General features: G+C 34.9%; 15 protein-coding genes and 1 pseudogene. 13 read left to right on the top strand and 3 right to left on the bottom strand.

Annotated features, from left to right (window positions below):
- Positions 1–111: 111 nt before the first annotated feature.
- Both CQZ94_RS09825 and CQZ94_RS09820 read left to right on the top strand, forming a co-directional pair.
- Complete coding sequence (locus CQZ94_RS09825) at positions 112–1815, top strand: peptide ABC transporter substrate-binding protein (protein WP_105585253.1); 1704 nt, start codon at positions 112–114, stop codon at positions 1813–1815.
- Positions 1816–1933: 118 nt separating this feature from the next.
- Positions 1934–2653: a class I SAM-dependent methyltransferase gene (locus CQZ94_RS09820; protein ID WP_105585252.1), complete on the top strand. Its 720-nt coding sequence runs from the start codon at positions 1934–1936 to the stop codon at positions 2651–2653.
- A gap of 39 nt (positions 2654–2692) precedes the next feature.
- Here CQZ94_RS09820 and CQZ94_RS09815 read toward each other — a convergent pair whose 3' ends face one another.
- Positions 2693–3094, bottom strand: coding sequence for a hypothetical protein (locus CQZ94_RS09815; RefSeq protein ID WP_105585251.1), 402 nt, complete (start codon positions 3092–3094; stop codon positions 2693–2695).
- A 356-nt stretch (positions 3095–3450) separates the two neighbouring features.
- Here CQZ94_RS09815 and CQZ94_RS32555 point away from each other — a divergent pair, with 356 nt between their 5' ends.
- Positions 3451–3723: a hypothetical protein gene (locus tag CQZ94_RS32555; RefSeq protein ID WP_105585250.1), complete on the top strand. Its 273-nt coding sequence runs from the start codon at positions 3451–3453 to the stop codon at positions 3721–3723.
- Between the two features lie 92 nt (positions 3724–3815).
- On the opposite strand, the gene anmK is transcribed toward CQZ94_RS32555, so the two are convergent.
- The gene (anmK, locus tag CQZ94_RS09805) at positions 3816–4994 is read right to left on the bottom strand and encodes an anhydro-N-acetylmuramic acid kinase AnmK (protein ID WP_105585249.1); all 1179 of its coding nucleotides are present in this window, start codon (positions 4992–4994) and stop codon (positions 3816–3818) included.
- Between the two features lie 60 nt (positions 4995–5054).
- Positions 5055–5342 (bottom strand): annotated as a pseudogene (locus CQZ94_RS32365) (family 10 glycosylhydrolase); the annotation flags it as partial.
- A 297-nt stretch (positions 5343–5639) separates the two neighbouring features.
- Here CQZ94_RS32365 and murQ point away from each other — a divergent pair.
- From murQ to CQZ94_RS09750, 10 genes are all read left to right on the top strand, one after another.
- Positions 5640–6524 carry an N-acetylmuramic acid 6-phosphate etherase gene (gene murQ, locus CQZ94_RS09795; protein ID WP_105585247.1) on the top strand — a complete coding sequence of 295 codons (885 nt, stop codon included), beginning with the start codon at positions 5640–5642 and terminating at the stop codon, positions 6522–6524.
- 39 nt (positions 6525–6563) lie between these two features.
- Complete coding sequence (locus tag CQZ94_RS09790) at positions 6564–6869, top strand: PTS sugar transporter subunit IIB (RefSeq protein WP_105585246.1); 306 nt, start codon at positions 6564–6566, stop codon at positions 6867–6869.
- Positions 6870–6919: 50 nt separating this feature from the next.
- Entirely contained in the window at positions 6920–8209 is a 1290-nt protein-coding gene (locus CQZ94_RS09785; RefSeq protein ID WP_002146353.1) for a PTS sugar transporter subunit IIC, read from the top strand.
- A 71-nt stretch (positions 8210–8280) separates the two neighbouring features.
- Positions 8281–8565 carry a hypothetical protein gene (locus CQZ94_RS09780; protein WP_002111103.1) on the top strand — a complete coding sequence of 95 codons (285 nt, stop codon included), beginning with the start codon at positions 8281–8283 and terminating at the stop codon, positions 8563–8565.
- Positions 8566–8608: 43 nt separating this feature from the next.
- Complete coding sequence (locus CQZ94_RS09775) at positions 8609–9931, top strand: 6-phospho-beta-glucosidase (RefSeq protein WP_105585245.1); 1323 nt, start codon at positions 8609–8611, stop codon at positions 9929–9931.
- A gap of 116 nt (positions 9932–10047) precedes the next feature.
- Entirely contained in the window at positions 10048–10377 is a 330-nt protein-coding gene (locus tag CQZ94_RS09770) for a PTS lactose/cellobiose transporter subunit IIA (RefSeq protein WP_078181164.1), read from the top strand.
- A gap of 33 nt (positions 10378–10410) precedes the next feature.
- Positions 10411–11496 (top strand): DUF871 domain-containing protein, encoded by a 1086-nt coding sequence (locus CQZ94_RS09765; RefSeq protein WP_105585244.1) that lies wholly within the window; start codon positions 10411–10413, stop codon positions 11494–11496.
- 240 nt (positions 11497–11736) lie between these two features.
- Positions 11737–12633 carry a BadF/BadG/BcrA/BcrD ATPase family protein gene (locus CQZ94_RS09760; RefSeq protein ID WP_105585243.1) on the top strand — a complete coding sequence of 299 codons (897 nt, stop codon included), beginning with the start codon at positions 11737–11739 and terminating at the stop codon, positions 12631–12633.
- Positions 12634–12658: 25 nt separating this feature from the next.
- Entirely contained in the window at positions 12659–13525 is an 867-nt protein-coding gene (locus CQZ94_RS09755; RefSeq protein WP_002146363.1) for a MurR/RpiR family transcriptional regulator, read from the top strand.
- A 75-nt stretch (positions 13526–13600) separates the two neighbouring features.
- Positions 13601–13936 (top strand): hypothetical protein, encoded by a 336-nt coding sequence (locus tag CQZ94_RS09750; protein WP_078174159.1) that lies wholly within the window; start codon positions 13601–13603, stop codon positions 13934–13936.
- Positions 13937–13994 lie beyond the last annotated feature (58 nt).

Genomic DNA, 13994 nt, shown 5'->3' with positions numbered 1-13994 from the left:
CAAAACTGAAAAAAATAGTAGAATATTAATTAATAAGAATTTTCTGATAAATAAAGTTGGTAGAAATCTCTAAAAGTTAGTAGCGTACATATAATTGGGGAGGGTACAAGAATGAAGAAAAAGATGAAAAAGTTCACGGCGGTTGTAGCGCCAGTATTAGCAATGAGCATGGCGTTAACAGCATGTTCTGGATCTGGTGGGGAGAAGAAGACGACTACTACAACGTCTAATAGTGGGGAAGGGAAAAACTCTGATATTAAATACGCAGCAAAGCAAGTATTAAATCGTACAGAAACGAATGAAATTCCGACGATGGATACTTCAAAAAATACAGATACATTAGGATCTCAAATTTTAGGGAACACGATGGAAGGATTATATCGTCTTGATAAGGATAATAAGCCAATCCCAGCTGTAGCAGAATCTAGTACAAAAAGCGAGGATGGTAAAAAATATACATTCAAATTACGTAAAGATGCAAAATGGTCAAACGGTGATCCTGTAACTGCGAAAGATTTCGTATTTGCATGGCAACGTCTAGTAGATCCACAAACAGCTGCTGAGTATGCATTTATTGCTTACTATCTTAAAAATGCAGAAGCAATTAATCAAGGGAAAGCAGAAGTTTCTACGTTAGGTGTAAAAGCAGTTGATGATTATACGCTTGAAGTTGAATTAGACAGACCGGTACCATATTTCTTGAACTTAATGGCATTTGCATCATACTATCCGTTAAATGAAAAGTTTGTAAAAGAACAAGGGAAGAAATACGGTTTAGAGTCCGATACAACAGTTTATAACGGTCCATTTGTGCTTACTGATTGGAAACATGAGCAAGGTTGGAAGTTGAAGAAAAATGATCAGTATTGGGATAAAAAGACAGTGAAATTAGATGAAATTAATTATAGTGTGGTAAAAGAAGCAGCTACTAGGGTGAATTTATATGATACAGGCGCAATTGATTTTGCACTTTTATCTGGAGAATTCGTTGATAAGTATAGAAATAAAAAAGATGAGTTTGGAGCATATTCGGAAACAAGTACGTTTTACTTACGTCTAAATCAAAAACGTGGTGGGCAAGATACACCGTTAAAGAGCAAAAAATTACGTGAAGCAATTGCATTATCGGTTGATAAGAAGGGTTTAACTAATGTAATTTTAAATGATGGTTCAAAACCAGTTGATTACTTAGTAGCAAAAGGTTTAGCAAGTGGACCAGACGGTAAAGATTTCGCAGAAACATTCAAGAATGGTTTAAAACAAGATTCCAAAAAGGCAGCAGCAGCTTGGGAAGAAGCGAAAAAAGAACTTGGAAAAGATCAAGTGACAATTGAATTATTAAATTATGATACTGGTAATGCGAAAAAAGTTGGGGAGTACGTAAAAGATCAAATTGAAAAGAATTTAAAAGGTGTAACAGTAAATATTAAACTTCAACCATTTAAGCAAAAACTAAAATTAGAATCAGATCAAGATTATGATTTCTCATATGGTGGCTGGAATCCAGATTATGCGGATCCGATGACGTACCTTGATATGTTTGAAACAAAAAATTCTCAGAACCAAATGAGCTACTCAAATTCAAAATATGATGAAATTATTGATAAAAGTAAGACGGAATGGATGGCTGATGCAAAAAAACGTTGGGCAGAGTTAGGGAAGGCAGAGAAATTGTTACTTGAAGAAGATGTAGCGCTTGTACCTTTATATCAAAGTGCTAAAGCATATGTTATGCAACCAAATGTAAAGGGAATTGTGAAACATAATATTAGTCCGGAATATAGTTTCAAATGGGCGTATGTAGAAGAGAAATAATAAAAGAAAAAAGCATTTTCAAGTTGCGGTATTATAGCACTTGAAAATGCTTTTTTTTCTGTGCACTATTTTTTTATGGATGAATATATGTATTATAGAAAACTCAAAGGAGAATCTCATGAAACGAAACACATACATTGATTTTCTAGCTTATTACGGAATAGGGAGTGCTCATCCTGGTGGTTTTACATTAACAAAACAATTATTAGCACAATTGCCACTTAGACATAGAGCGAATGTCCTTGAGATAGGTTGCGGCACGGGGAAAACGGCGGCTTATATGGCAAAAGAATTTAGCTATCAAGTAACGGCGGTTGAAAAGAATGAAATTATGATTCAAAAAGCGAAAGATAGATGGTCGTATGAAGGGTTAAATATTCAATTGATTCAAGGGAATGTAGAACAATTACCTTGTTTACATGATTCATTTGAACTAGTGCTTGGGGAATCTATACTAGCTTTTACAAATAAAGAAAAGGTTATCTCGGAGTGTTATCGTGTATTGCAGAAGGATGGAAAGCTTGTTGTGATTGAGATGATTATTGATAGACATATTGAGAAGAATGAGGAAGAAAAAATTGTACAATTATACGGTATGAAAGAATTATTAACTGAAGATGAGTGGATTCATTTATTTCAGAAAGCAAACTTTAAAAGAATTATAATTGCAGGTGGCGGCACTATTGCAGAAACAGTTGCAGGACATATGGAAGAGCCGGAGTGGAATGTATCACCATTTATTCCAGAAGAATTGTATGAGGCGTGGGTACAACACGAACAAGTACTGTTTATGTATCAACATATTTTAGGGCATCGTGTTTTTATATGTGAAAAATAGAAAAAAGAGTTGGCTAAAGATAGTCAACTCTTTACTATGTTAGATGAAAAATAATGCAGCCAAAGTAATTCCGAAAATAAAACCAAATCCGAGTTCTAAGCCCCAGCCGCCACCAAAGCCACAACCGCCGCAACCACGACGACCACATCCGCAGCCACCGAATCCACCACTGAATTCACCATCGAATCCACCACCACACCCAAATCCACAGTTATCACATCTGCTAATACCACCGCAAATATCACATCCGCCGTTTGAATATGCGCCATGGTATCCAAATCCTGTATCAAAAGATGAACGCTGCTGCATTGGCTCAATCCAAACAGAATCATTTGTCACGTCTATTATTTTTCCTAAATGGATATGACCATCACGATCTTCAATTCGAACAACTTTTCCGAAATAACGTTGGCATGTATTATAACATTTTTGTCTATGCATGTTCTTTCCTCCTTCCCCCATTACAGTAATACGATATGTAAGGGGGACAAGTGCGGCTTGTACGAATGACCTATCTATCATAATTGTTACTCTTTTTAGGGGAGTATGGGTGAACAATAGAAAGGGAAATATTTCTTATGAAAAAGGAGTAGTGGCACTTTAAAAACAATTTTTGTTAATTATAGTAACTGTATTGTTTGGAATCAATACAGCTTGTGAAACTAAAAAAATCTATAATAGACTGTAGACAAAATGTAATAGTGCATTACGTTGTAAAACTTATGTATAAAAAGAGTATCTATTGAAGTGGAAAATAGTGAGCGTAACCACAGACACGGGTATGATGTGGCATCTTCATGGGGTATGCAAATACAAGGAGAGCTGACGATATTCGCCGTCAGTTCAAAAAGAATCGTGAGTTTAATGAGAGAAACAAGTTGAAAAATGATATAAAGAAAGGCGACTTTTCGTTCACAGTTGATCAAAAAGTCGTCTTTCTTATTTTATGTCCATTTTGTGAACTGAAAAACGTAAGTTTTTCAGTGACCTTGAAAAATCTAAAACTCGCTATTGTTCATTCGAATGTGAAAATTTTCTATATTAGTTTGCTTTCAAAACACTATCAATAATTTGTTTAAAGAGCCTATGTATAAAAAACACCATAAAAAAGTCCGATTGGTTAGAGCTAATAATCAGTTGCAGATGGAAACTTCACTTTATTCTAAAGAGTTTTTTTCTTAATCCACTGATCCGAGATCGAGATAGGAAAGGATACATTTCCAAGGACGACAGCGCTTTTTGCACCCGTAGCATTTGGAACGTTACTTGCGTTACCATGGTAGGTTTCATTTGCAAGAAGAGCGAATGCTACAGCTTCTTTAGCCTCCGAAGAGTATCCTAACTCTTCTTGGGTATAAACTTGAATTGATTCCCCAAGTAGTGATTGAATCATGTTGAGTAAAGTTTTATTATAGCTGCCACCACCTCCAACAATGACTTCGTCGATTTTAACTTGTGGAAAGATGAATTTACAATAGTTCTCTACAATGGATTTTGCTGTGAACATTGTTATAGTTGCTAATATATCGTGGCTGGAAAGCGAATTAAACTTATTTAATAGTATGTCAACATACTGCTTACCAAACAATTCTCTACCTGTTGTTTTGGGAGGAGGGCTCATAATATAAGGATGATTTATACAGTATGATAAGAGCTGTTCGTTTATTTTTCCTTTTTTAGCTAAATTACCACCTTCATCGTACTCTACGCTAAACAATTGGCGACATACTTCATCGATAATCATATTCCCGGGCCCTGTATCAAAGGCATACAGTTCATTAAGTGAGGCTTGCTTAGGAAAAACAGTTACATTTCCAATACCGCCTATGTTTTGTAACAATCTGCCCTTTGTTTCACTTCGATAAAGAACATATTCGGTATAAGGTACCAGAGGAGCGCCCTGTCCACCTGCTGCCATGTCCATAGTACGAAAGTTAGATATTACGGTTGTATTGGTTTCATAAGCAATTACCGAGGGTTCACCAATCTGTAGCGTTGAGGGTACCCAGTTTTGTTCTTGTAAAGGTTGATGGTAAATAGTTTGTCCATGGGATCCTATAAGGTCCAACTGTTCTAAAGGTAGTTTAGCTTTCTTGCAAACTTCCTTTGTAGCATCTGCAAATAATTTTCCGAGCTTAAAATTTAAACTACAAATTAGTTGCACGTTAGATGTATCTACAGACAAAGACTGTATAATTTCTCCTTCAACATCTTTTGGGAAAGGATATGTTAGAAACTCAATCATTTCTATTTCCGTCCTTACGCCGCTATTATTCACACGTACAAGCGCAGCATCAATACCATCTAATGATGTTCCAGACATTAACCCAACAATGTACATTATTATTACACCTACTTTTCATAGATTTTTAAGTTCCTTACTAATCAACAAAACGAGTTCTTATAAAACCATGATAAAGTGAAACTTAATGGCTTGATTAATATATATAACAAGATTATATACATTGTCACAGCGCCAGTTTTCTATAGTTATAAATATACTTTTTCCGCATTCTATATGTAGCTTCATCAGAAAAAGGGACTTTAACAATCTTGTAAGGATAGAATAATCATTCATGTGTACTACATTGATATCATAATTCTTAACACCTGACATGATAGCGTCAATCATAAATTTTTGTTCTTTTGGAAGGCTTGGATAAAAGCACAATTGTTCATGAGGCAGTACCCAATCTTGATGCTCTCAGGTAGTTCATTAAGATTCGAAAGTTCAGTTGATTCTCTAAAGGTATTTTAATCTACCACGAATTTTTTACTCAATAGCATGAACCTCTTTCTTATCCGTATAGTTTATAATTGTGTAAGCGTTAACAATTATGTATTATACTCGCTAATATTCTAGTTGTATATACAGTTTTGAAATTTCATTTTAATTTTACGGAAAATAATTGAAATTTATTTTTAGTGGTGTTATAGTCGTATCAAAGAAAGTGATTAGATTACGAATGGTAGAGGGATGGTGTATATGATAGAACATTTAACAACGGAATGTCGTAATGAAAAAACTATGTTTTTAGATGAAATGAAAACGCTTAATTTACTGGAGGTGATGAATGAAGAAGACATAAAAGTTGCTCACTGTGTTCAAAAGGAACTTCCTCAAATTGCAAAGGCTGTAGAGATGATTGTTGTAGCAATGAAACAAGGCGGCAGATTAATCTATATAGGTGCTGGAACAAGTGGACGGATTGGATTGTTGGATGCTGTAGAATGTCCACCAACGTTTAACACTGATCCTAATAAAGTAATAGGTCTAATCGCAGGTGGGGAAAGTGCATTTATTAAGGCGGTTGAAGGGGCAGAAGATAGTTTCACATTAAGCCTTAAAGATTTAAAGGAAATTCAATTAACTAGTAAGGATGTTGTAGTAGGTATTGCTGCAAGTGGGCGTACTCCTTATGTTATTGCAGGCTTAAATTATGCAAATCAACTTGGGGCAGGTACAGTTTCAATAAGTTGTAATAAAGAGTCAGAGATTGGAAAAATTGCTACAGTTGCTATTGAAGTTGTAAACGGACCTGAGGTACTGACGGGATCTACTCGCTTAAAAGCCGGAACGGCTCAAAAATTAGTATGTAACATGCTCTCGACAGCTTCAATGGTTGGGATTGGAAAAGTTTATGGGAACTTAATGGTAGATTTACAGCTAACAAACGAAAAGCTAGTTGAACGTGCAAAACGTATTATTATGGATGCCACTGAATGTAGTTACAAAGTGGCAGAAGAATACTTAGTAAAGGCAAATAATCAACCTAAAATTGCCATTGTTATGATTTTGACAAATATTTCTTATGAAGAAGCGGTAGAACGCTTAAAAGTTGCAGAAGGATTTATAAGAAAAGCGCTTTGAAATTTATTAAATAAAAAAGAAGTAGTAGGGGGAATAAAGATGAAGGTATTATTCGTATGTTCTGGTGGAATGTCAAGCGCAATTATTGTAAGCGCTTTAAAAAAAGAGGGTGGAAAACAAGGGGTGGATTTAGAGGTATTGGCAGTTGGTACTCAAGAATTTGATTCAGAAGTACGTAACGGTTGGGATGTTGCTATGGTAGCCCCACAAGTAAAACATCGTTTTGATAGTTTTAAAAGCTCTGCAGATGAAGCCGGAGTACCATGTCAAGTAATCCCAGCCCAAGCATACAGCCCTCTTGGTGGACCTATTCTATTAAAGTTAGTAAATGAACTTATAAAGTAATAATCCAACAAATAGGTTTAACTATTAAATAGCTAAAGGGGAATTTGCAAATGGATAAGTTTATCGCTTTTTTAGAAAATAATCTTTCAACACCCATGGCTAAATTGTCTGAGCAAAAACATTTACGTGCAATACGTGATGGGGTAGTTTCTGCTTTACCATTCATCATCTTCGGGAGCTTATTTCTTATTATTGCCTTCCCACCCGTAGCAGCAGATTCCACAATAGGTGAATGGGCAGCAAAACACGTCGCAGATATTTTAATACCCTATCGATTAACGATGTTTATTATGACTCTATATATTACTTTTGGAATAGGCTATAGTTTGTCTCAAAGTTATAAGTTAGATCCTCTATCAGGAGGATTACTATCGGTAGCTGCTTTCTTGTTCACAATAGGCGTGAAAATGATAGAGGGTGTAGGTTTTGTGTTGCCGATGTCAAATCTTGGTGGGCATGGACTCTTTGTAGGGATGATTGTTTCCATATTTGCGGTTGAAATTTTACGTCTATGTAAGACCAAAAATATTACAATCAAAATGCCAGATTCCGTTCCAACTTCTGTAGCCCGTTCATTTGAAGCGTTAATACCAGTTACAATTGTACTGGTTATCATGACATTAATTACAGTAGTCTTGGGTATTGATCTACATTCACTTGTTGATAAAGCTGTTGCACCACTTATTAAAGCAGGAGATACACTACCGGGCGTATTAATCCCTGTCTTTTTAATAACATTCTTCTGGGCATTCGGTATTCATGGGGTATCAGTTGTAGGTGCTGTTGCTCGTCCAGTTTGGGAAGTTTATTTAGCTAATAATTCAGCAGCAGTTGCAGCTGGAAAGGCAATCCCTCACATAGCTCCTGAAACATTTTTCCAATGGTTTATTTGGATTGGTGGTTCTGGCGCAACATTAGGGTTAGTAATTGCTATGTTATTAACAGCAAAATCTAGTTATAGTAAGACGATGGCGAGAGCGACAATTGTTCCGAGCATATTTAACATCAATGAACCTGTTATTTTTGGGATGCCAATTGTATTAAATCCAATCTTAATTATTCCGTTTGTTATAACACCATTAATTGGTGCGACACTTGCGTACATCGCGACGTCAATAGGATTAGTTAATCCAACGTATGTAATGGTTCCATGGACATTGCCAGCCCCAATAGGTGCCTATCTTTCAACAGGCGGTGATTGGAGAGCAATCATTCTTGTATTAGTCAATCTTGCAATCTCAGTTACTATTTATCTACCATTCTTTAAAATGTATGATAAAAAGCTTTTAGAACAAGAAAATACAACAGAAACAACAGAAGACACGAACGTGGCCTTATAAAAATATTTGAAAGGAGTTTGGGACTAATTGCTTCAAGCTCCTTTTAATATGAAAAGAGAAGGGGGATAAAAATGAATTCAACATCCAAAATTCACTTTTTTAGTTACAAAAGTGCATTTTTACTTTTTAGTTTTATTCTTGTTTTTAATCTTATCTTTAATCCTTTAATGAATGTGGGTGGGATAGATAAACAATTGTCATTGTACCTAGGTAATACCTTTGCCTTCAGTGCAGGATTAACTGTTGTTATTACTTTGGTTGAAGGTAAGTTTAAAAACAAGAAACAAGCGTTAATTTTGTTCTTGTCTTTAATAGTAGTGAGTGCACTAATTTGTTACCCTATTGTCTATGCGTAAATGAAAAGAAAAAGTTCGTTATCTAAAATGAGGTGTTAGTGAAATGGAAAAGCAAAAGGGAATAAAAATTGCTACAATTGGTGGCGGATCCAGTTACACGCCAGAATTAATTGAAGGTTTCATTAAACGTTACGATGAGCTACCAGTTAGAGAAATTTGGTTAGTGGATATTGAAGAAGGAAGAGAAAAACTTGAAATTGTAGGGTCCTTAGCACAAAGAATGGTTGAAAAAGCAGGAGTTCCAATGGAAATTCATTTAACATTAGACCGTCGTCAAGCTTTACAGAATGCTGATTTTGTGACAACGCAAATGAGAGTCGGTTTACTAGATGCTCGAGTTAAAGACGAACGTATTCCTTTACAACTGGGATTAATTGGCCAAGAAACAAATGGTGCAGGTGGGCTATTTAAAGCATTACGAACAATCCCTGTGCTTCTAGAAGTCGCAGAAGAAATGCAAGAACTTTGCCCAAATGCATGGTTAATTAACTTTACAAACCCTGCTGGAATGGTAACGGAAGCTCTTCTTCGTTACAGTAAGCATAAAAAAGTTATTGGTGTATGTAATGTGCCATTTAATATGCATATGTCTATTTCAAAAATGTTAGGTATGGAGATGGGGAGAGTACACATTGATTTTGCGGGATTAAACCACATGGTATTTGGGACACACGTGTACGTTGATGATCAAGAAGTGACAGAGAAAGTGCTTGAAATGCTAGGAAATCCAGAAATTCAAATGACAATGAAGAATATTGCACCTCTTCCTTGGAATCCAAGATTTTTGAAATCATTAGGTGTAGTACCATGCCCATACCATCGTTATTATTACAAAACAAAAAATATTTTAGATGAAGAATTAGAAGCATTTAAATCAGGAAAAACCCGTGCTGAAATTGTCAAAAAACTAGAGGGAGATCTGTTTGATTTGTACAAAGATGAAAAACTTGACATTAAACCTCCACAATTAGAACAGCGGGGTGGTGCGTACTATAGTGACGCGGCGTGTAATGTTATTTCTTCTATTTATAATGATAAAAAAGACATTCAAGTATTAAATGTCCAAAACAAAGGATCCATTACCGAAATCGATTATGATTCAGCTGTTGAAGTAAGTTGTATTGTAACAAAAAATGGACCAGCCCCTATAACAATGGGGAAATTACCAGTTCAAGTTCAAGGGTTAATTCAACAAATCAAATCATTTGAAAGAGTAGGTGCTGAGGCAGCTGTAACAGGTTCTTATGATAAGGCTTTATTAGCCTTATCAATTAACCCGCTTATTCCAAGTGATGATTTAGCAGAAGCTGTATTACAGGAACTATTAAAAGCACATAAAGAGTATTTACCACTATTTTTTAGCTGATTAGAATAATAAGAAATTTAATAGTAAAGACCAATTGAAATCTGATATTCTCTGAAACATTGATTCTTTTAGGGAATGCCGTATTTAAAATTTATTAAGATGAGGAGTGTTAAGATATGTCAACAGAAATCAATAATAATGAAATGGAAATTTTTGAAATTATTTCTCATGGTGGAAATGCGAGAGGATTAGCTTATGAAGCATTAACAGCCGCAGAAGAATTTAACTTTGAAAGAGCGACAGAACTTATTAACCAAGCTGGGGAAGAACTTAGCTTGGCTCATAAAACACAAACAAAGTTAATTCAAGCTGAATTGAATGGAGTTCCAAGTGAAAAAACATTGTTAATGATCCATGCTCAAGATCACTTAATGACAGCGATAAGTGAACAAAAGCTGATTGAACATATGATTCGTATCATAAAAAAACTAGCGCCACAACAATAATGGAGGATGTAGAAAGGTAAAGGTGGTTTAAAGATGAGAAAATTAGGTGTTTCTATTTATCCGGAACATTCAACTATAGAAAAGGATAAAGAGTATATTGTACTGGCGCAAAAATATGGGTTCAAAAAAATCTTTACTTGCCTACTTTCGGTAGAAGGTGATAAAGAAAAAATTATTAAGGAATTTAAAGAAATAATTGAATTTGCAAATCAATTAGGCATGGAAGTAATGGTCGATATTTCTCCTCGAGTATTTGGGGATTTAGATATATCCTATGCTGATTTATCATTCTTTTCTGATTTAGGAGCGTATGGAATTCGTCTAGATATGGGGTTTACAGGGAATGAAGAGTCTATCATGACATATAATCCCTATAATTTAAAAATCGAAATTAATATGAGTAATGCAACGAATTATTTAGATAATATTATTGCTTATAAGCCTAATAAAGAGAACTTAGTAGGTTCACATAACTTCTATCCTCATCGTTATGCAGGATTAAGTTATGATCATTTTCTAAAGTGTTGTGAAAAATTCAAATTTCACAATATTCGAACTTCCGCATTCATCAGTTCGCACGCAGCAACTTATGGGCCTTGGCCAGTAACGGAAGGTTTATGTACACTTGAAATGCATCGTGAATTACCAATAGTAACGCAAGCGAAACACTTATTTGCAACAGAAGTAATTGATGATGTGATTATTGCTAACGCATATGCATCAGAGGTTGAATTAGAAGCGCTCGGTAAATTAAACCGTGAGCTATGTACGTTTAATATAGAACTATATGATACGATTACAGAGTTAGAAAAAAAGATTGTGCTAGAAGAACCTCATTTCTATCGTGGAGACGTTTCAGAATATCTTATTCGCTCGACTCAATCACGTGTAAAATATAAACGAGAAGAATTTGAACCAACATATACCCCTGATATTAGAAGGGGAGATATTTTAATTGAAAATAAGCTATACGGACAATATAAAGGTGAACTGCAAATTGCATTGAAAGAAATGCAGAATTCAGGTAAAACAAATGTAGTTGGTAGGATAGTTGAGGAAGAAATTTTTCTCCTTGATTATCTAAATCCTTGGGAGAAATTCCAATTTTCAATTAAGTGATTTTATCAAAAAAAATCTCAAACCAAGGGGAAAGGAAGGAACAGAACGCTCCTTCCTTTTTTGTTTATCCCACTATTCGAGGATAGGAATACTTTCACCTCAAAATTTGGTGGAAGCGAAGATGTTAGTTAGGCGGTAAACTACCTATAAAAGCTCGTTTGGTTAGGTGGAATAATCAATAGGGGATGAAGAAAACACCCACTGATTGAAGTTTTACTTTATGAATGAGGAGGAATCTATATGAATTATATTATCGGAGTAGACGGTGGTGGCACTAAAACTGAAGCAGTGGCTTATGATTTAACTGGTGAAAAAATAAGTGAAGGTAAAGCAGGATACGGAAACTTACTTTTAAATGAAAAGCAAGCTCTTATTAACATTATTGATGCTATTGCAAAATGCTTAGTTCCTTTGAAAAATGAAGAATGCCAGTATATATGCTTAGGGTTAGCGGGGTATGGAGGGGTTAAAAATACAAAAGGTATAAAAGATGCTCTTTCTGATGCGTTTAATATTCCATTTATGATTGTAAATGATGGAATTATTGCACATGCTGCTTTACTAAAGGGGAAAAATGGTATCTTAACAATTTCAGGGACAGGATCTGTTAGTATTGGAGTTCAAAATGATACTGAAAAATTGGCAGGTGGCTGGGGACATATTCTTGGTGATGAAGGAAGTGGCTATTGGATTGCTATGCAGGTTTTCATGAAAATGACGCAAGAAGAAGATGAAGGATTAAATTATAGTGACCTAACTAAGTTGATACTAACAAAACTTGGTTATCAGAGTGTGCTTGAGTTAAAAAAATTTATTTATTCCTCAACTAAGGCAGAGATTGCTTCTTTTGTTCCGATAATCGTTCAACAAGCAAAAGCAGGTGATGATTTTGCAAAGAATATTCTCAAACAAGCAGGCTGTCACCTTGCCAAGATTACGCTTGATGTTTGTGGAAAATTAAATTTTGACAACAATGTTACAATTGCTATTAAAGGAAGTGTGTTAACTAATATACAGATTGTACAAACTTCCTTTATTGAAAAAATTAAACAAGAAAAACCGGAAGTGCAATTTATTTTAGAAGATGTATCATCTACATTAGGCTGTTATTACTTAGCTCTGAAATATATGAGCTAATTAAAAGTTAAAGGGGCAATTCAATATGCATGTAGTGAATGTATTATTAAAAATTGAAAGTTTATTATATCAATTACCAAAATCTGAAAGAAAAATAGCGCAATATATTTTAAACAATCCACAAGAAGTTATTAGAATGACTATACATGAATTAGCTACTCATGCTAATGCGAGTAGCTCTGCGGTCACTAGGCTTTGTCGTTCTATTGAAATTTCTAGTTTTTCAGAGTTAAAGGTATCTTTATCATCGCATCTCTCATACCCAGAGAAGAAAGGTTTTTATGACATTGAACCAAATGAAACAATAACGGCTATTAAAGAAAAAATAGTTTCCAACTCTGTACAAGCGATACAAGAAACAGCACTTTATTTAGATGAAGTTGTTCTCAATCAAATAATTGAAGCTATGAGAAATGCAGATGTTATTTATGTTTATGGATTAGGAGCTTCATGGCTTGTTGCGGAAGATATTACTCATAAATGGTTACGTTTAGGAAAGATTGTAAGTGCATATCAGGATGCACATATCATGGCTACTGGACTTGCTGCATCAACAAAAAATTGTGTGTTTTTTAGTATATCCAATAGTGGAGAAACTGGAGAAGTACTGCGACTTGTTGATATTGCAAAAGCATCTGGTATTCAAACAATTGGATTGTCTCGATTTGGGAATAACAGATTAACCAATAAAGTTGATATGTCCTTACATCATGTTCGTGCACCAGAGGCTCAATTTCGTAGTGCAGCAACAAGTTCATTATTTGCCCAATTTCTGACTATTGACATAATCTTCTATGCATACGCATCAAAATATTATGATGAAAACATTAAGGAAATTGAACGTTCAAGAGAATCTGTATTAAGGTTCATAGGGAAAAAAAACACTAATTAAAGTTTCTTTTACTGTTGTATATCTTACGCGAAAGGGGAAATATACGAACAGGATACATAACGAGGAGGAAGAGAAATGAAATCTACAGATCAATTTCAGACGTACGAAGTTCCTTGGGAAGAATTTATTGAAGCATTGCGGGGGGAAATGAAGAAACAAGTAGGGGCGGATATTATTGATACGGTCGTATGTAATTTGAAAGATGGTTTTGAAGTGTATACATATGTGCAAGGAGATTTGGATTTTGAATATAAGGAGGCGCTTGAAAGAAAATACGGAAGCGATGCGAAGATACCTAACTTACTAACGGTTATGCTGTTAGCTAGTATTTACAATACAAGTGAAGAGAATATACGTTTACATGCAGATCAAAAGGAAAATCCGATTGTTGAAGTATATGTGAAGAAGTAAAGAGTGCGCTAATTATAGCGTGCTCTTTATTTCTTGTATTGAAAAGAAAATCAAACTT

The sequence above is a fragment of the Bacillus sp. MYb209 genome, assembly GCF_002975175.1.
In the GTDB taxonomy this organism is placed as follows: domain Bacteria; phylum Bacillota; class Bacilli; order Bacillales; family Bacillaceae_G; genus Bacillus_A.
This window is presented reverse-complemented; position numbering and strand designations above follow the sequence as displayed.